The organism is Actinotalea sp. Marseille-Q4924 (assembly GCF_916618755.1).
In the GTDB taxonomy this organism is placed as follows: domain Bacteria; phylum Actinomycetota; class Actinomycetes; order Actinomycetales; family Cellulomonadaceae; genus Actinotalea.
Genome location: NZ_CAKAKB010000003.1, coordinates 703,777 through 720,544, shown reverse-complemented (window position 1 = coordinate 720,544; position 16,768 = coordinate 703,777). Strand labels below are relative to the sequence as shown.

General features: G+C 75.2%; 15 protein-coding genes. 11 read left to right on the top strand and 4 right to left on the bottom strand.

The window, feature by feature from the left end; translation table 11 throughout:
* Positions 1 to 106: 106 nt before the first annotated feature.
* The gene (locus LG379_RS10030; RefSeq protein WP_225754406.1) at positions 107 to 1,213 is read left to right on the top strand and encodes an isopenicillin N synthase family oxygenase; all 1,107 of its coding nucleotides are present in this window, start codon (positions 107 to 109) and stop codon (positions 1,211 to 1,213) included.
* A 13-nt stretch (positions 1,214 to 1,226) separates the two neighbouring features.
* Here LG379_RS10030 and LG379_RS10025 read toward each other — a convergent pair whose 3' ends face one another.
* A complete protein-coding gene (locus LG379_RS10025; protein WP_225754405.1) occupies positions 1,227 to 1,967 on the bottom strand; it encodes a 2,3-bisphosphoglycerate-dependent phosphoglycerate mutase in 741 nt (246 codons plus the stop codon).
* A 110-nt stretch (positions 1,968 to 2,077) separates the two neighbouring features.
* On the opposite strand from LG379_RS10025, the gene LG379_RS10020 reads away from it, so the two are divergent.
* The 5 genes from LG379_RS10020 (at position 2,078) to LG379_RS10000 (ending at position 8,464) form a co-directional block, all read left to right on the top strand.
* Positions 2,078 to 4,120: a S9 family peptidase gene (locus tag LG379_RS10020; RefSeq protein WP_225754404.1), complete on the top strand. Its 2,043-nt coding sequence runs from the start codon at positions 2,078 to 2,080 to the stop codon at positions 4,118 to 4,120.
* A gap of 30 nt (positions 4,121 to 4,150) precedes the next feature.
* A complete protein-coding gene (locus LG379_RS10015) occupies positions 4,151 to 4,561 on the top strand; it encodes a PPOX class F420-dependent oxidoreductase (protein WP_225754403.1) in 411 nt (136 codons plus the stop codon).
* A gap of 140 nt (positions 4,562 to 4,701) precedes the next feature.
* Positions 4,702 to 5,970, top strand: coding sequence for a pyruvate dehydrogenase (acetyl-transferring) E1 component subunit alpha (gene pdhA / locus LG379_RS10010; protein ID WP_225754402.1), 1,269 nt, complete (start codon positions 4,702 to 4,704; stop codon positions 5,968 to 5,970).
* Positions 5,967 to 7,040 carry an alpha-ketoacid dehydrogenase subunit beta gene (locus LG379_RS10005; RefSeq protein WP_225754401.1) on the top strand — a complete coding sequence of 358 codons (1,074 nt, stop codon included), beginning with the start codon at positions 5,967 to 5,969 and terminating at the stop codon, positions 7,038 to 7,040. Before pdhA ends, LG379_RS10005 begins: the two co-directional genes overlap by 4 nt.
* Positions 7,040 to 8,464, top strand: coding sequence for a dihydrolipoamide acetyltransferase family protein (locus LG379_RS10000; protein ID WP_225754400.1), 1,425 nt, complete (start codon positions 7,040 to 7,042; stop codon positions 8,462 to 8,464). The genes LG379_RS10005 and LG379_RS10000 overlap by 1 nt, the downstream gene beginning before the upstream one ends.
* Positions 8,465 to 8,484: 20 nt before the next feature.
* On the opposite strand, the gene LG379_RS09995 is transcribed toward LG379_RS10000, so the two are convergent.
* Positions 8,485 to 9,096 carry a TetR/AcrR family transcriptional regulator gene (locus tag LG379_RS09995; protein ID WP_225754399.1) on the bottom strand — a complete coding sequence of 204 codons (612 nt, stop codon included), beginning with the start codon at positions 9,094 to 9,096 and terminating at the stop codon, positions 8,485 to 8,487.
* Positions 9,097 to 9,200: 104 nt separating this feature from the next.
* On the opposite strand from LG379_RS09995, the gene LG379_RS09990 reads away from it, so the two are divergent.
* From LG379_RS09990 to LG379_RS09970, 5 genes are read left to right on the top strand one after another with little or no spacing between them, the layout of a single operon-like run.
* Positions 9,201 to 10,808, top strand: a complete 1,608-nt coding sequence (locus LG379_RS09990; RefSeq protein ID WP_225754398.1) for a carboxyl transferase domain-containing protein — start codon at positions 9,201 to 9,203, stop codon at positions 10,806 to 10,808.
* A gap of 5 nt (positions 10,809 to 10,813) precedes the next feature.
* Positions 10,814 to 12,952: a biotin carboxylase N-terminal domain-containing protein gene (locus tag LG379_RS09985; RefSeq protein ID WP_225754397.1), complete on the top strand. Its 2,139-nt coding sequence runs from the start codon at positions 10,814 to 10,816 to the stop codon at positions 12,950 to 12,952.
* Positions 12,949 to 14,127 (top strand): acyl-CoA dehydrogenase family protein, encoded by a 1,179-nt coding sequence (locus LG379_RS09980; RefSeq protein WP_225754396.1) that lies wholly within the window; start codon positions 12,949 to 12,951, stop codon positions 14,125 to 14,127. Before LG379_RS09985 ends, LG379_RS09980 begins: the two co-directional genes overlap by 4 nt.
* On the top strand, positions 14,124 to 14,720 hold the full coding sequence (locus LG379_RS09975; RefSeq protein ID WP_370634489.1) for a MaoC family dehydratase: 597 nt from the start codon (positions 14,124 to 14,126) through the stop codon (positions 14,718 to 14,720). Before LG379_RS09980 ends, LG379_RS09975 begins: the two co-directional genes overlap by 4 nt.
* A 23-nt stretch (positions 14,721 to 14,743) precedes the next feature.
* Positions 14,744 to 15,547, top strand: coding sequence for a CoA ester lyase (locus LG379_RS09970; protein WP_225754933.1), 804 nt, complete (start codon positions 14,744 to 14,746; stop codon positions 15,545 to 15,547).
* A 51-nt stretch (positions 15,548 to 15,598) separates the two neighbouring features.
* Here the strand turns inward: LG379_RS09970 and LG379_RS09965 are convergent, their stop codons facing one another.
* Positions 15,599 to 16,618 (bottom strand): DMT family transporter, encoded by a 1,020-nt coding sequence (locus tag LG379_RS09965; RefSeq protein WP_225754395.1) that lies wholly within the window; start codon positions 16,616 to 16,618, stop codon positions 15,599 to 15,601.
* Entirely contained in the window at positions 16,611 to 16,751 is a 141-nt protein-coding gene (locus LG379_RS09960) for a hypothetical protein (protein ID WP_225754394.1), read from the bottom strand. The genes LG379_RS09965 and LG379_RS09960 overlap by 8 nt, the downstream gene beginning before the upstream one ends.
* Between the last annotated feature and the right edge of the window lie 17 nt (positions 16,752 to 16,768).

The following is a 16,768-nucleotide window of genomic DNA, read 5'->3' as shown; positions in this document are numbered from 1 at the left end:
GGTGCGCCGCGTCCACGTGGACCTGCTGCGCACGGACAGCTGTCTGTGTCGGGCCTGACCGCTCCGACACCCAGCTCGTCCCCGCAGACCAGAAGGAAACACCCCCATGAACCCGCACTCCGTACTGCCCGCTGCCCTGCCCACCCACCGGCCCACCCACCGGCCCACCCCCCCGCCCACGAACCGGTCCACCGAGCCGCCGGCCCTGCCGGTGCTCGACCTGCGTCAGGCCGACGACCCGGCCACGGCGGAGGCGTTCCGCACCGCGCTGCGTGAGGCCACCCACGGGCACGGCTTCTTCTACCTCGTCGGTCACGGCGCCGACGCCGTCCTCGTGGACCGGCTCATCACGACCGCGCGGGCCTTCTTCGCCCTGCCGGACGAGGCGAAGCTCGCCATCGAGAACACCCGCAGCCCGCACTTCCGCGGCTACACCCGCGTCGGCGGCGAGCGCACCCAGGGCAAGGTCGACTGGCGGGAGCAGATCGACGTCGGCCCGGAGCGGCCCGCGCTGCCCACCGGCCCGGCCGACCCCGCCTACCACGTCCTCCAGGGGCCCAACCTGTGGCCGGAGGACCTCCCGGCGCTGCGCACCGTCGTCGACGAGTGGACCACGCTCATGGGCACGGTCGCCGACCGGCTCCTGCGCGAGTGGGCGCTGTCGCTCGGCCAGGAGGCGGACGTCTTCGACGCGGCGTTCGGCGACGCGCCGGCCTGGCTGACCAAGGTCGTGCGGTACCCGGGGCGCGTCGAGGGCGGCACGGACCAGGGCGTCGGCTGGCACAACGACTTCGGCGTGCTGACCCTGCTGCTCGTCGAGCCGGGCCGTCGCGGCCTCCAGGTCGAGTACGAGGGCGAGGCCCTCGACGCGCCGCCCCTGGACGGGGCGCTCATCGTCAACATCGGCGAGATGCTCGAGTGGGCCACCGACGGTTACCTCAAGGCGACGCGGCACCGCGTCCTCGCGCCCGAGCCGGGCACGGACCGCGTCTCGGTCCCGTACTTCCACAACCCGTCCCTCGACGCCGTCTTCCCCCGCCTGACGCTGCCGGCGGAGCTCGCGGCGCGGGCTCCGGGGGTGGCGCGGGACGCCGACGACGAGGAGATCCTCGACGAGTACGGGTACAACGCCCTCAAGAGCCGTGTGCGGGCGCACCCGAACGTCGTCGAGGCCCACCACCCGCACCTCGCGGCGGGCGCCGTCCGCTCCTGACGTCCCCGACGCCTCAGGTGCCGCCCTCACGGGCGATCTCGGCGGCGACGGCGTGGGCGGTCGCGGGGTCCAGGTAGCGACCACCCCGCGGCCGCGGCACGCCGTCGCCGCCGACCGCGTACACGAGGGGCTGCGCCTGCGGCAGGTTGAGGTGCAGCACCTCCTCGTCGCTGAGCCCGTCGACGACGGCGCACATCGCCCGCAGGGAGTTGCCGTGCGCGACGACGAGGACGACGGCGCCCCCGGTCACCCGGGCGCGGGCATGGGACCAGCAGGGTGCGACGCGCTCGACGACGTCCTGCAGGGACTCACCCCGGCCCGCGGGCGCCAGGCCGGCGCCCCGGGCCTCGAAGAGGTCCAGACCCGCGGCGACGGCGGGGTCGAGGGGCCCGGGGAGGCCGTGCCGCGTCCGGCGGAGGGAGACGAACCGCTCCTCCCCGAGCCGGTCGCGCGCCTCGTCCTTGGGCATGCCGGTGAGGAACCCGTAGTCCCGCTCCACGAGGCGCCACTCCTCGGTGAGCTCGACCTCGAGGGCGAGCTCGTCCCGCACCGCGCGCGCCGTGCGGAGCGCGCGCAGCATCGGGGACGTCAGGACGACGTCGGGGACGAGGCCGGCCTCGGACAGGAGGCGCGCGGCGCGGCGGGCCTGCTCCTCGCCCCGGTCGGTGAGGTCGACGTCGACACGCCCCGTGAACTCCTTCGCAGCGTTGGCGACGCTCTCGCCGTGGCGCAGCAGCACCAGACGGCCGGTCACGCGGGCACCCCTGGCGGCCACCGGCGGGCTCGGGCAGGGCAGGGGGCGTCGCTCGGCATGGCTCCGACCCTAGGAGAGACGGCCGTCCCACGCTGGCCTAGGGTCGCTGCGTGATCCCTGACGACGTCGCGCTCCTGCACACCCCCGGCACCCCGGCCCTGAGCCCCGACGGCTCGACGGCCGTGTGGTCCGTCACCGCCCCGGACCCGACGACCGACGAGTACGTCGGGTCCCTGTGGACGGCCCCGACCGACGGGTCAGGCGCGCCCCGCCGGCTGACCCGGGGCCACCGCGACACGGCACCGACGTGGTCCCCCGACGGTCGCTGGGTCGCGTTCCTGCGCTCGGAGCCGAAGGGCCGCGCCCAGCTGTGGCTCGTCGAGGCGTCCGGCGGCGAGCCCGTGGCCCTCACGGACGCGCCGCTCGGGGTGAGCGAGCCGCGCTTCTCGCCCGACTCGAGCCGGATCGCCTACCTCGCGCGCGTGCCCGAGGAGGGGCGCTACGTCGCCGGCGAGGACGCGGCCGGCGAGCCGCCACGCCACATCACGACGTTCCGCTACCGCGGGGACGGCGTGGGCTTCTTCCGCGACCGACCCCAGCACCTCTTCGTGCTGGACGTGCCGGCGGACCCGTCGTCCGGCCCCCTGCCCGAGCCGACGGCCCTCACGGTCGGCGACCTGGAGGTCGCCGGCCCCCGCTGGCTGCCCGACGGGGAGCGCCTCGTCGCCGTCGCCGCGGTGCACGCCGCCCGCGAGGCCGACCTGCTCAGCGACGCCGTCCTCGTCGCGGCACCGCGTCGGCCGGCCGACGGCGCCCCACCGGCCGCCCCCGTCCCGCTCACGCGGGCCGGTGCGCGCGACACCCTGTCCGTCGACGCGGTCGCCCCCTCGCCGGACGGCCGGACCCTGTGGCTCCTCGCGAGCGACCAGGGACCCACGGGCAGGGACTTCGTGACCGCGCAGACCGGGCTGTTCTCCCTCGCGCTGCAGGACGGGGAGGCCACCGACGCGGGCCCCCGCCGGCACACCGACGCCGAGGCCGTCGACCTGCTGCCCGGGCTGCTCGTGGCGACGCAGGACGCCGTCGTGGTGGCGGACCAGCGGCGCGGCGCCGTCGTGCTCGTCGCGCTGCCGGCCTCCGGCGAGGGGGACGAGCACGTCCTCCTGGGCGGACCCGTGGTCGTCTCCGGCGCGGACGCCACCCCGGACGGCGGGGTCGTCGTCGCGGCGGTGGCGCGGCCGGACTCGACGGGCGACGTCGTCGTCGTGCGGGACCCGGCAGGCGCGGCGGACACCGGGGCGGGCACGGTCGTGCTCACCGACCTGTCGGCCGCCCTGCGCGCGACGGGCCGGCTGCGCACGCCCCGCGAGCTCACCGCGACCGCGTCCGACGGGTACCCCGTCCACGGCTGGGTCGCGACCCCCGACGGGGAGAGGTACGCGGGCCCCCACCCGACGATCCTCATGATCCACGGCGGACCGTACGCCCAGTACACCCACGCGGTGTTCGACGAGGTGCAGACGCTCACGGAGGCCGGGTACGCCGTCGTCCTGGGCAACCCGCGGGGCTCGGCCGGGTACGGCGCCGCCCACGGGCGGGCCATCCGCGGCGCGTTCGGCACGGTCGACACCGACGACGTCCTGGCGCTCCTGGACGCCGCGCTCGCGGACACCACGCTGGGGCTCGACCCGGACCGGCTCGGCGTCATGGGCGGCTCGTACGGCGGGTACCTCACCGCGTGGCTGACCACGCGCACGCAGCGGTTCACCGGCGCGATCGTGGAGCGCGGGTTCCTGGACCCCGTGAGCTTCGTCGGCTCCAGCGACATCGGGTGGTTCTTCGGGCTCGAGTACCTCGGCGACCCGCGCACCGCCGACGGCGAGGCGGCGGTCGCCGCGCAGTCCCCGATGGCGCACGTCGACGCCGTCCGCACGCCCACCCTCGTGATCCACTCCGAGAACGACTGGCGGTGCCCGGTCGAGCAGGGTCAGCGGTGGTTCGTCGAGCTGAAGCGGCGCGGCGTCGGGGCGGAGCTGCTGCTCTTCCCCGGCGAGGGCCACGAGCTGACCCGGTCGGGGCGACCGCGTCACCGGGTGCAGCGGTTCGAGCACGTGCTGGACTGGTGGTCCCGGCACCTGCCCGTGGGCGGCTGAGCCGGCCCGTACCGTCACCCGGAGGTCCTCGTGCCCGTCCCTCCCCTGCCCGACGACGTCGCGGCGCTGCTCGCGCGGCCGAACCCGGCCGTCATGGCCACCGTGGCCGCGGACGGCCGGCCCGTCACCGTCGCCACCTGGTACCTCGTCGAGGAGGACGGCACCCTCCTGCTCAACCTCGACGCGGGACGCGCCCGGCTGCGTCACCTGCGCAGCGACCCCCGTGTCTCGCTCACCGCTCTGGCGACGGACGACTGGTACACCCACGTCAGCGTCCAGGGACGGGTCACCTCGATCGAGGACGACACCGACCTCGTCGACATCGACCGCCTCTCCAGGCACTACGGCGGCAACCCGTACCCGGTGCGCGACCGCGCCCGGGTGAGCGTGCGCATGAGGGTCGAGCGGTGGCACGGCTGGGGCGCCGCCGGGCAGGACTGACGCCCCGGCGTGCGGCGCGACGCTCCGACGACGTCCGCATGGTGGGCAGAAGGTCCCTTGCGGCCGTAGCCTGACGGCACCACGGGCAACGGAGCCCGAGCCTCACGAGGGCGCGGGCTCCGCCACACACGGAGCGAGACATGTTGCGTTCACACGTCCACCCGACCGCTGTGCACGAACGACGCGAGACGGCGAGAACCGCCGCTGCGTCGGAGCGTGCCGACGACCACGACGGCGCCGAGGCGCCGCAGGAGCACGGCGCCCAGGCGCCGGAGGACCAGCGCGCCGACGCGCGCGACGAGCGGCTCGTGCAGCTGCTCGCCCCCGACGGGACACGAACACCCGACCCCGAGTACGAGCCCTGGGTCGAGGACGTCGACGCCGACCGCCTGGTCGCCCTCTACGAGGACCTCGTCGTCGTCCGGCGCCTCGACGTGGAGGCGACCGCGCTGCAGCGGCAGGGCCAGCTGGGCCTGTGGCCCCCGCTGCTCGGCCAGGAGGCCGCCCAGGTGGGCTCGGCCCGCGTGCTGCGACGCGACGACTTCGTCTTCTCCAGCTACCGCGAGAACGCGGTCGCGTACTGCCGCGGCGTGGACCTCACCGACATGGTCAGGGTCTGGCGCGGCACGGCGAGCTCGGGCTGGGACCCCTTCGCGGTCGGGATGGCGACACCCCAGATCATCATCGGCGCCCAGACCCTGCACGCCACCGGCTGGGCGATCGGAGCCGTCAAGGACGGCACGGACGCGGTCGCGGTCGCGTACTTCGGCGACGGCGCCACGAGCCAGGGCGACGTCAACGAGGCGATGGTCTTCGCCGCGAGCTTCCGCGCGCCGGTCGTGTTCTTCTGCCAGAACAACCAGTGGGCGATCTCCGAGCCGGTGGGCCTGCAGGCCATCCGGCCGATCGCCGACCGCGCGCCGGGGTTCGGCATCCCGAGCGTGCGCGTCGACGGCAACGACGTGCTCGCCGTCATGGCGGTCACCCGGCAGGCGCTGGACCGGGCGCGTCGCGGCGAGGGCCCGACGTTCGTCGAGGCGGTCACCTACCGCATGGGTCCGCACACGACCTCCGACGACCCCACCCGCTACGTCGACCCGGCCGACCGCGAGGCGTGGGCCGGACGGGACCCGCTGCTGCGCGTCGAGCGGCTGCTCGAGCGCGAGGGGATCCTCGACGACCAGGTCTCCACGGCGGTGAAGAACGCGGCGGACTCCGCTGCGCGCCGGATGCGCGCCGGGTGCCTCGGGCTCACCGCACCCGAGCCGCTGAGCCTCTTCGACCACGTGTACGCGACGCCGTCCGTGTGGCTCGAGCGGCAGCGCAGCCAGTACGCCGCGTACCTGGCGATGTACCGCGAGGACGAGACCGACGCCCGGTCCGCCGGTGAGGGGGGTGGTCACCGATGACCGCGCCCACCACCGACCGCGCGGCGGTGCCCGCCCCGCAGGCCCACGCGGCACCGGACGCGGCGGCCGCCACCCTCACGCTGGCCGGAGCGCTCAACCTCGGCCTGCGGCACGCGCTCGAGGACGACCCTGCCGTCCTGCTGCTGGGTGAGGACATCGGCACCCTCGGGGGCGTGTTCCGCGTCACGGACGGGCTGCAGCGCGACTTCGGCGCCGACCGGGTCATGGACACCCCGCTCGCCGAGGCCGGGATCGTCGGCGTCGCCGTGGGGCTCTGCTACCGCGGCTACCGGCCCGTCGTGGAGATCCAGTTCGACGGCTTCGTGTACCCCGCGTTCGACCAGCTCGTCGCCCAGGTGGCGAAGCTGCGCTACCGGACGCGGGGCAAGGTCGCGATGCCGATCACCGTGCGGATCCCGTACGGCGGCGGGATCGGCGCCGTGGAGCACCACTCCGAGTCGCCCGAGGCGTACTTCACGCACACCTCCGGCCTCCGTGTCGTCACGTGCTCCCACCCGCAGGACGCCTACACCCTCCTGCGTCAGTCGATCGCGTGCGACGACCCGGTGATCTTCCTCGAGCCGAAGCGCCGGTACTGGACCAAGGCGCCGGTGGACCCGACGCTCGACGCGGCACCCCCGATGGAGGCCGCGGCCGTCGTCGTCGAGGGCACGGACGTCACCCTCGTGACCTACGGGCCGCTCGTGGCGACCGCCCGCGACGCGGCGGTCGCGGCGGCCGACGACGGCGTCAGCGTCGAGGTGATCGACCTGCGCTCGCTGTCCCCCATGGACCTGGCCGCCGTGGAGGAGTCCGTGCGGCGCACGGGCCGCCTCGTCATCACGCACGAGGCGCAGCAGCACGGCGGGCTCGGCGCCGAGATCGCCGCGAGCATCACCGAGCGGTGCTTCGAGCACCTCGAGGCGCCCCCCGTGCGCGTCACGGGCTTCGACGTGCCGTACCCGCCGGCCAAGCTGGAGGAGCACTTCCTCCCCGGCCTGGACCGGATCCTCGACGGCGTGGACCGCGTCCTCGGCCGCCCGCACTCGCTGACCGGATGGGAGGGCTGATGGCCGTCGAGGAGTTCGCGATGCCGGACCTCGGTGAGGGGCTCACCGAGGCCGAGCTCGTGTCGTGGCAGGTCGCCGAGGGCGACACCGTCGAGCTCAACCAGACGATCGCGGAGGTGGAGACCGCCAAGGCGCTCGTCCAGGTGCCGTCCCCCTTCGAGGGCACGGTCGCGCGGCTGCACGTCGAGGAGGGCACGACCGTCTCCGTCGGGACGACGATCCTCTCGGTGCGGACCTCCGCCGACGACGACGCGCCCGCGGCCGACGACGCCGCCGGGTCGACCACCGACGCCCCAGCCGCTCCGACCGGACCGGGGGCCGACGGGGCGCCCGCCGCGGGCGACGCGGACCAGTCCGGGGCACCCGCCCGGACGGCGGTGCTGGTCGGGTACGGGCCGCCGGTCGAGGGCGGCGCACGGCCGCGTCGCCGCGAGCGGGCCGCGTCGTGGTCGGCGCGCCACGGCGGCGCCGCTGCGCTCGCCGGCGGCCGGCACCCCGGCGGGGCGGGCGGGCAGACCCGGGTCGGCGCGGTCCACGCCCTGTCGGGCGAGCGGCCGCGGTCCTACCCGCCGGTCCGCAAGCTCGCGCACGACCTCGGTGTGGACCTCGCGGGCGTCGTCGGGACCGGCCCGGCAGGCCTGGTGACGCGCGAGGACGTGCTCGCCTCCACGCGCGGCACGGACCGGACCGACGCCGGCGCGCCGTCGTCGGCCCCCGCGGGGCCGCGGGAGGAGCGCATCCCCGTCACGGGGGTCCGCAAGCACACGGCGGCGGCGATGGTGGCGAGCGCCTTCACGGCGCCGCACGCCACGGAGTTCCTCACCGTCGACGTCACGGCCACGTCGGAGCTGCTCGCGCGACTCGCGGCGGACCGGCGTCTCGCGGGGCACCGCATCGGCGTCCTCGCGTTCGTCGCGAAGGCGATGACGGTGGCCCTGCGGGCGCACCCGACCCTCAACGCGCGGTGGGACGAGGCGGCCGGCGAGATCGTGCAGTACCGGTACGTCAACCTCGGCATCGCGGCGGCCACGCCGCGCGGCCTCGTCGTGCCGAACGTCAAGGACGCCGACCGGATGGACCTCGTGGAGCTCGCGGACGCCCTGCGGGACCTCGCCGAGCGCGCCCGGGCGGGCGCGACCCCGCCGGCGGAGATGAGCGGCGGCACCATCTCCATCACGAACATCGGGGTGTTCGGCATCGACGCCGGCACGCCGATCCTCGTGCCCGGCGAGGCAGCCATCCTCGCGCTCGGGGCCGTGCGGCGACGGCCGTGGGAGCACCACGGAGAGGTGGCGCTGCGCGACGTCATGACGCTGAGCCTGTCGTTCGACCACCGGCTGGTCGACGGCGAGCAGGCCTCACGGTTCCTGCGCGACCTCGGCGACGTCCTCGCCGACCCCGGCCGCCTGGTGACGCTGGTCTGACGACCGGACGCTCGCCGCCCTCAGCCGTGACCGAGGGCGGCGAGCGCCATCGCCTCGAGCAGCGCGGTGACGCGCCCCCGGGACACGCCGCGCACGCCCTGGCCCTGCGCGCTGTACGGCGTGGAGTTGAGCAGGCCGAACATGGCCTGCGTCCGCAGGCGCAGCTCGCCGACGGGCGCGTCCGCGTCCAGGCGCGCCAGGACCGCGACCCACGCCTCGACGTAGGCGCGCTGCAGGCCGCGCACCGTCCGCCGGTCCGCCTCGGCGAGGGCGTCGAGGTCCCGGTCCTGGACCCGGATGACGTCGGGCTGGGCGAGCGCGAACGCCGTGTGGAACGCCACGAGGCCACGCAGCGCGGCGGCGTCGTCGGCGGCCTCGGTCACCACCGCGTCGCCGCCGTCACGCAGGCGCACGCTCGCGCCGACGAGCAGCGCCGCCAGCACCGCCTGCTTGTTCGCGAAGTGCCGGTACACCGCGGGGCCGCTGATGCCGGCCGCGGCGCCGAGGTCCTCCATGGAGACGCCGTCGAAGCCGCGCCGGGCGAAGAGGCGGGCGGCCTCCGCCAGCAGCGTGGCGCGCCGGTCCGCCTTGGCGCGGCTCCGTGCGGTGGTGCGCGGTGGGTCGTCGCTCACGGCGCGTCCTCTCGCCTGGACAGATGTCGGAGATCACACTAGCGTCATCTCGGTTAGTGACGACTCACTGAGATGGACGAGCTCGACGGAGAGCGACAGACCTGATGGAGACCCTCCGCACCGCGGCGGACCGCGGCACGCCCGAGCACCGGGCGAACGCCGAGGCGCAGCGCGCCCTCGTCGCGGACCTGCGCGACCGGCTGCGCGCCGCCGCCCGCGGCGGCTCCGAGGCCGCCCGCGAACGGCACGTGGCCCGCGGCAAGCTCCTGCCGCGCGACCGCGTCGACGCGCTGCTGGACGAGGGCAGCCCCTTCCTCGAGGTCGCGCCGCTGGCGGCGAACGGCCTGTACGACGACGCCGCGCCCGGCGCCGGCGTCGTCGCCGGGATCGGGCTGGTCCACGGCAGGCACGTCATGGTGCTGTCGAACGACGCCACGGTGAAGGGCGGGACGTACTACCCGCTGACGGTGAAGAAGCACCTCCGGGCGCAGGAGATCGCCGCGGAGAACCGCCTGCCCTGCATCTACCTCGTCGACAGCGGCGGCGCGTTCCTGCCGATGCAGGACGAGGTCTTCCCGGACCGGGACCACTTCGGGCGGATCTTCTTCAACCAGGCGCAGATGTCCTCCCGCGGGATCCCGCAGATCGCCTGCGTCATGGGCTCGTGCACGGCCGGCGGCGCGTACGTGCCGGCCATGAGCGACGAGACGGTGATCGTCCGTGAGCAGGGGACGATCTTCCTCGGCGGCCCGCCGCTCGTGAAGGCCGCGATCGGCGAGGAGGTCACCGCGGAGGAGCTCGGCGGCGGCGCGCTGCACAGCCGCACCTCGGGCGTGACCGACCACCTCGCGGAGAACGACGCCCACGCGCTGCAGATCGTCCGTGACATCGTCGCGACGCTCCCCCGGCCCACCACCACGGCGTGGGACCTGCAGGAGCCGGAGCCGCCCGCCCTGCCCGAGGAGGACCTCTACGGCGTCGTGCCGGCCGACGTGCAGACCCCGTACGACGTCCGGGAGGTCGTCGCGCGGATCGTCGACGGCAGCAGGTTCCACGAGTTCAAGCGGGAGTACGGCACCACCCTCGTCACCGGTTTCGCCCGTCTGCACGGGCACCCCGTCGGCATCGTGGCCAACAACGGCGTGCTGTTCAGCGAGTCGGCCCTCAAGGGCGCGCACTTCGTCGAGCTGTGCGACCAGCGCGGGATCCCGCTCGTCTTCCTGCAGAACATCGCGGGGTTCATGGTCGGCAGCGCGTACGAGGCCGGCGGCATCGCGAAGCACGGCGCGAAGATGGTCACCGCCGTGGCGACGACCCGCGTGCCGAAGCTCACCGTCGTCGTCGGCGGCTCGTTCGGTGCCGGCAACTACTCGATGTGCGGCCGCGCGTACGGACCGCGGTTCCTGTGGACGTGGCCGAACGCGCGGATCTCCGTCATGGGCGGCCAGCAGGCGGCGTCGGTCCTCGCGACGGTGCGCCGCGACCAGCTCGAGGCCCGCGGGGAGGAGTGGTCCGCCGCGGACGAGGAGGACTTCCGCACCCCGATCCGCGAGCAGTACGAGACGCAGGGCAACCCGTACTACGCCACGGCCCGACTCTGGGACGACGGCATCATCGACCCGGCCGACACCCGCCGCGTCCTGGGCATGGCCCTCGACGTCTGCGCGACGGTCCCCCTCCCCGAGCCCCGCTTCGGGCTCTTCCGGATGTGACCGCCATGACCACGCCCTCCCCCGTCGGGCCGACCGGCACGCGTGCCGCGGCCGCCCCGGCACGCCTGTTCTCCACCGTCCTCGTGGCCAACCGCGGCGAGATCGCGTGCCGGGTGATCCGGACGTTGCGGGCCCTCGGGATCCGGTCGGTCGCCGTCTACTCCGACGCCGACCGGGACGCCCGCCACGTCGCGCTCGCCGACGAGGCCGTGCGCCTCGGCCCGGCCGACGCGCGCCGCAGCTACCTCGACGTCGACGCCGTCCTCGCCGCCGCGCGCGCGACGGGCGCGGAGGCGATCCACCCCGGCTACGGGTTCCTGGCCGAGAACGCCGCCTTCGCGCGCGCCTGCGCCCAGTCCGGCGTCGTGTTCGTCGGGCCCGGCGTGCGCGCGCTGGAGGTCATGGGCGACAAGATCCGCTCCAAGCGCCACGTCGCGCAGGCGGGCGTGCCGGTCCTGCCCGGCGTCAGCGAGCCGGGGCTGGACGACGACGCCCTGGTCGCGGCTGCGGCCGACGTCGGCTTCCCCCTCCTGGTCAAGCCGTCCGCGGGTGGCGGCGGCAAGGGCATGGAGGTCGTCGAGCGCGCCGAGGACCTGCCCGAGGCGCTGCGGACCGCGCGGCGGGTCGCCGCGGCCGCGTTCGGGGACGACACCCTCCTGCTGGAGCGCTACGTCCGGGAGCCGCGCCACATCGAGGTGCAGGTGCTCGCCGACACCCACGGCACCGTCATCCACCTCGGCGAGCGCGAGTGCTCCCTGCAGCGCCGTCACCAGAAGGTCGTCGAGGAGGCGCCGTCGCCCCTGCTCGACGAGGAGACCCGCCAGCGGATGGGGGCGGTCGCGTGCGCGGCGGCGGCCAGCGTCGGGTATGTCGGTGCGGGGACGGTGGAGATGATCGTCCCGGCGGACGACCCGACCGCCTTCTTCTTCCTCGAGATGAACACGCGCCTGCAGGTCGAGCACCCGGTGACCGAGATGGTCACCGGCCTCGACCTCGTCGAGCAGCAGCTGCGGGTCGCCGCGGGCGAGCGGCTCGCCGTGCGCCAGGAGGACGTCCGGCTCGTCGGCCACGCGATCGAGGCACGCCTGTACGCCGAGGACCGGTCGCGGGGGTTCCTCCCCGGGACCGGCCGGGTGCTCGCCCTCGAGGAGCCGGTCGGCGACGGGGTGCGGGTCGACAGCGCGCTCCTGCCCGGCCTCACCGTCTCCGCCGACTACGACCCGATGCTGGCGAAGGTGATCGCCTGGGGCGCCGACCGCGACCAGGCGCTGCACCGGCTCGACGCGGCCCTGTCCCGCACGACGGTCCTCGGGGTGCCCACCAACATCGCGTTCCTGCGCACCCTCCTCGCGGACGAGGACGTCCGCGCCGGCCGGCTCGACACCGGTCTCGTCGAGCGCGTCCTCGCCCGGACCACGGACGACGTCCCCCGCGCCGGGGACGCGGCGGGGGGCGCGGGCCGTCCGCTGGAGCACGTCGCCGTCGTCGTCGCCGCCCTGGAGCACGACCGGCGCGCCGGCACGGGCGAGGGCACCGCGCCCGGCGCATCACCGTGGCGGTACGACGGCTGGCGCGCCGGGGAGCCGGTCGCCGTCCGGTCCGCGTTCGCTCTCACCGACGGCGCGGTGCTGGACGTCGCCGTCCGGGCGGACCCCGCGGCGCCGTCGGCCGCCTCCACCGTCACCGTCGACGACGGTCCGCCGGTCCGGGCGGGCCTGGCGCACCGGGACGGACCCGTGGCGACGCTCGAGCTCGACGGCGCCGTCCGCCACGTCCGGATCGCGACCGACGGCGCGACGACGTGGGTGGGGGTGGACGGCGCCGCCGTCGCCGTCCGCCGCCTGGACCGCGCCGAGCGCCTCGCCGACCTGCTCGCCGCGGCGGCGCGGGAGGACGGCGGCGTCGCGGCGCCGGAGATCCGCTCCCCCATGCCCGGGACCGTCGTCGCGACCCACGTCGAGTCGGGCGACCACGTCACCACGGGGCAGCCGCTGCTCACGGTGGAGGCGATGAAGATGGAGCACAGGCTTGCCGCGACGTCCGACGGCATCGTCACCCTCACGGCCCGACCGGCCGACCGGGTGGCGCTCGACCAGGTGGTGGCGACGATCGCCGCCCACCCCCACGAAGGGACTCAGGGATGAGCCACGACCTCGACCTCACGACCGAGCAGCAGAAGCTCGCCGACCAGGTGCGCGAGTTCGCCGACGAGGTCGTCGCGCCGGCCGCGTACGAGTACGACACCAAGCGGGAGCTGCCCTACGGGATCATCGCCGAGATGGGCCGCATGGGCCTGTTCGGCCTGCCCTTCTCCCCCGAGTACGGCGGCCAGGGCAAGACCTACGTCGAGCTGTGCCTCGCGGTGGAGCAGCTCGCCCGGGTCGACCAGTCGATCGCGGTGACGCTCGAGGCCGGCGTGGGCCTGGGCACCATGCCAATCTACCGGCGGGGCACCGAGGAGCAGAAGCAGCGGTGGGTCCCGCCGCTGGCGCGGGGCGAGGCGCTCGCCGGCTTCGGGCTGACCGAGGCGGAGGCGGGCTCGGACGCGGCCGGCACGCAGACCACCGCACGCCTCGAGAACGGCGAGTGGGTCATCAACGGCACGAAGCAGTTCATCACCAACTCCGGCTCGGAGATCACGAGCCTGGTCACGGTGACCGCGGTGACCGGTGAGGAGACGCGCGTGGACGGCTCCGTCAAGAAGGAGCTCACGGCGATCCTCGTCCCGGCCGGCACGCCGGGGTTCACGGTGGGCCCGGCGTACGACAAGGTCGGCTGGCACACGTCCGACACGCACCCGCTGACGTTCGAGGACGTGCGCGTCCCCGAGGAGAACCTCCTCGGCGAGCGCGGCCGCGGCTTCGCGAACTTCATCCAGAGCCTCGACGAGGGCCGCGTGGCGTTCGCGGCGCTGTGCACCGGCGCCGCGCAGGGGTGCCTCGAGGAGGCGATCCGCTACGCGAAGAAGCGCCAGGTGTTCGGCCGGGCCATCGGGGACAACCAGCACATCGCCTTCATGATCGCCCGCATGCAGGCGCGGACGCACTCCGCCCGGCTGGCGACCTACGACGCCGCGCACCGGATCGTCGCGGGCAAGCCCTTCAAGATGCAGGCGAGCCTCGCCAAGATGATCAGCAGCGAGGCGGCCATGGCCAACGCGCACGACGCCGCGCAGATCTGGGGCGGGTACGGCTTCCTCAACGAGAACGCCGTCGCACGCCACTACCGCGACGCGAAGGTGCTCGAGATCGGTGAGGGGACGACGGAGGTGCAGCTGATGATCATCGCCCGCGAGCTGGGGTTCGGGGCAGCGGCATGACCGAGGACCGCACGGACGCCGACCGTCCCCGTGCGGACGGCACGGCCGTGACCCCCGACGGACCGACCGACGAAGGTCTTGTGCAGCCCAGCCACCCGTCGCCCGGCCACGGCACCGCGGCGCGGGACGAGGTCGTCCAGCGCGGCCTGTACTTCGAGGAGCTCGAGGTCGGTGCGCGCTACGTGCACCGGCCCGGGCGCACCCTCACCGAGGCCGACAACGTCCTGTTCTCCACGCTGACGATGAACCACCAGCCGCTGCACCTGGACGCCGCGTGGTCCGCGACGCAGCCCTTCGGCCAGCGGCTGGTGAACTCGCTCCTCACGCTCTCCACCCTCGTCGGGCTGTCCGTGGGGCAGCTCACGCAGGGCACGATCGTGGCGAACCTCGGCTTCGGCGAGGTGGCGTTCCCGCACCCGCTGTTCCACGGCGACACGCTGTACGCGGAGACGGTCGTGACCGCCAAGCGGCTGTCGCGGTCCCGGCCCGGGCAGGGCGTCGTGACGCTCGAGCACACGGGTCGCAACCAGGACGACGTCGTCGTCGCGACCGCGACCCGCGCCGTCCTCTTCCTGTGCCGGGAGCAGGGGTGACCCACCCCGGGGCGTCGTTCGCGATGGGGCCGGCCCTGCTGTTCTGCCCCGCCGACCGGCCCGACCGCTTCGCCAAGGCCGCGGAACGCGCCGACGCGGTGATCCTGGACCTCGAGGACGCGGTGGCGCCCGAGGACAAGGCGGCCGCCCGGGATGCCCTCGTCGCCACACCCCTGGATCCGGAGCGCACGATCGTCCGCGTCAACGCGGTGGGCACCCCGTGGTTCGACGAGGACGTCGCGGCCCTGACGCAGACGCGGTACCGCACGGTGATGGTCGCGAAGACGGCGTCCGCCGACGACGTCGTGGCGGTCCGGCGCCGGGGCCCGTGGGACGTCGTGGCGCTGGTCGAGACCGCCGCGGGCGTGGTCGCGGCGCCGGCCATCGCGGCTGCCAAGGGCGTGGTCGCGCTCATGTGGGGGGCGGAGGACCTCGTCGCGTCGCTCGGCGGGACGTCCAGCCGCCGCGCGGACGGCTCGTACCGTGACGTCGCCGCCCACGCCCGCTCGGCCGTCCTCCTCGCTGCGGGCGCCGCCGGCCGTGCGGCCATCGACGCCGTCCACCTCGACATCGACGACGTCGACGGCCTCGCGACCGAGGCGGCGGACGCCCGGGCGTCCGGGTTCGCCGCCACCGCGTGCATCCACCCGGGCCAGGTGGCCGTCGTCCGGGCGGCGTACCGGCCGACGGACGCGGAGGTCGACCGCGCCCGGCGTCTGCTGGGGGCCGCGGCGGGCCGCGCGGGGGTCTTCCGGTGGGAGGGGCAGATGGTCGACGGACCGGTCCTGCGGCACGCCGAGCAGGTGGTGCGCGCCGCGGCGCGGTGACCGCTGCCGCTCGAGTCCTCGTCCCCGGGTGGGACCTGTGCCCCGCCGGCCTCAGTGGACGTGCCGGTGGTGCAGGTCGGGGACGTGGGGATGGCTGTGGCGGACCGTCCCGTGCTCGTGCGGGTGCTGGTGCCGTCCCGTGAACCCGTCCTCGTGGGTGTGGTCGTGGTGGTCGTCGTCGTGGACGTGCTCGTGGTCGTGGACGGTCGCGTCGTGGGCGTGCGCGTGGACGTGGTCGGACCCGGACACCAGTGCGACACCGATCGCCGCCACGACCAGGGCGATCACCGTCGGGACCCGGACCGGCTCGGCGAGCACCGTCCACGCGACCACCGCGCCGAGGAACGGTGCGGTGGCGAAGACGACCTGCGCCCGCGCTGCGCCCAGGTCGCGGGCGCCGGCCACCCACAGCGTGATGGAGAGCCCGTAGCCGAGCGCCCCGATGAGCAGGGCCGCACCGACGACGGGCGGCGCCGGGGCCGGGGCCGCCAGGAGCCCGATCACCGTGTTCGCGGTGCCGGCGACGAGCCCCTTGGCGAACGTGATGTGGGCCGGGGCGAGCTCGTCCAGCTCGGCCGTGACGCTGTTGTCGATCGCCCAGCACACGCACGCCGCCGCGATGAGCACCGCGCCGAGCCGGAGGCCGGCCGTCGCGCCGGGGCCGGTGAGGATCAGGCTCGCCGCCCCGACCAGCACCGCGCCCGTGGCGACGCGCGGGCCGATGTGCTCCCGGAACACGAGCGCCGCGAGCGCCACGGTGAAGACGAGCTCGAGGTTGAGCAGCAGGGAGGCGTTCGCCGCGGAGGCGTGCTGGAGCCCGAGCGCGAGCAGGACCGGTCCCGCGGCTCCCCCGACGACGACCGCGACCGCCAGCCGCCCGGCCCCCCGGCGCAGGGCCGCGGGGTCGGGACGGCGCGTCACCGTGCCCGGCAGGACCGCGATCGCCGCGCCGAGGTAGAGCAGCCCCGCCAGCGTGAAGGGGTTGGTCTCCCGCGCGATCTGGGCGGCGAACGGCGTGGACGCACCGAAGAGCAGCGCGGCGAGGGCCGCGCGCACGATGCCCCTACGCACCGCTGGGGTCGGCGATCGGCCGTCCGACGGTGAGGGCGTCCCGCAGGGCGGGGTCCAGCGACCGGTACGCGGCGGCAGCCGCGGCCGCGGCCGCGGCCGGGCCGACCTCATCCGGGGGCTGGATCCAGCTCATCCACCGACCTCCTCGTG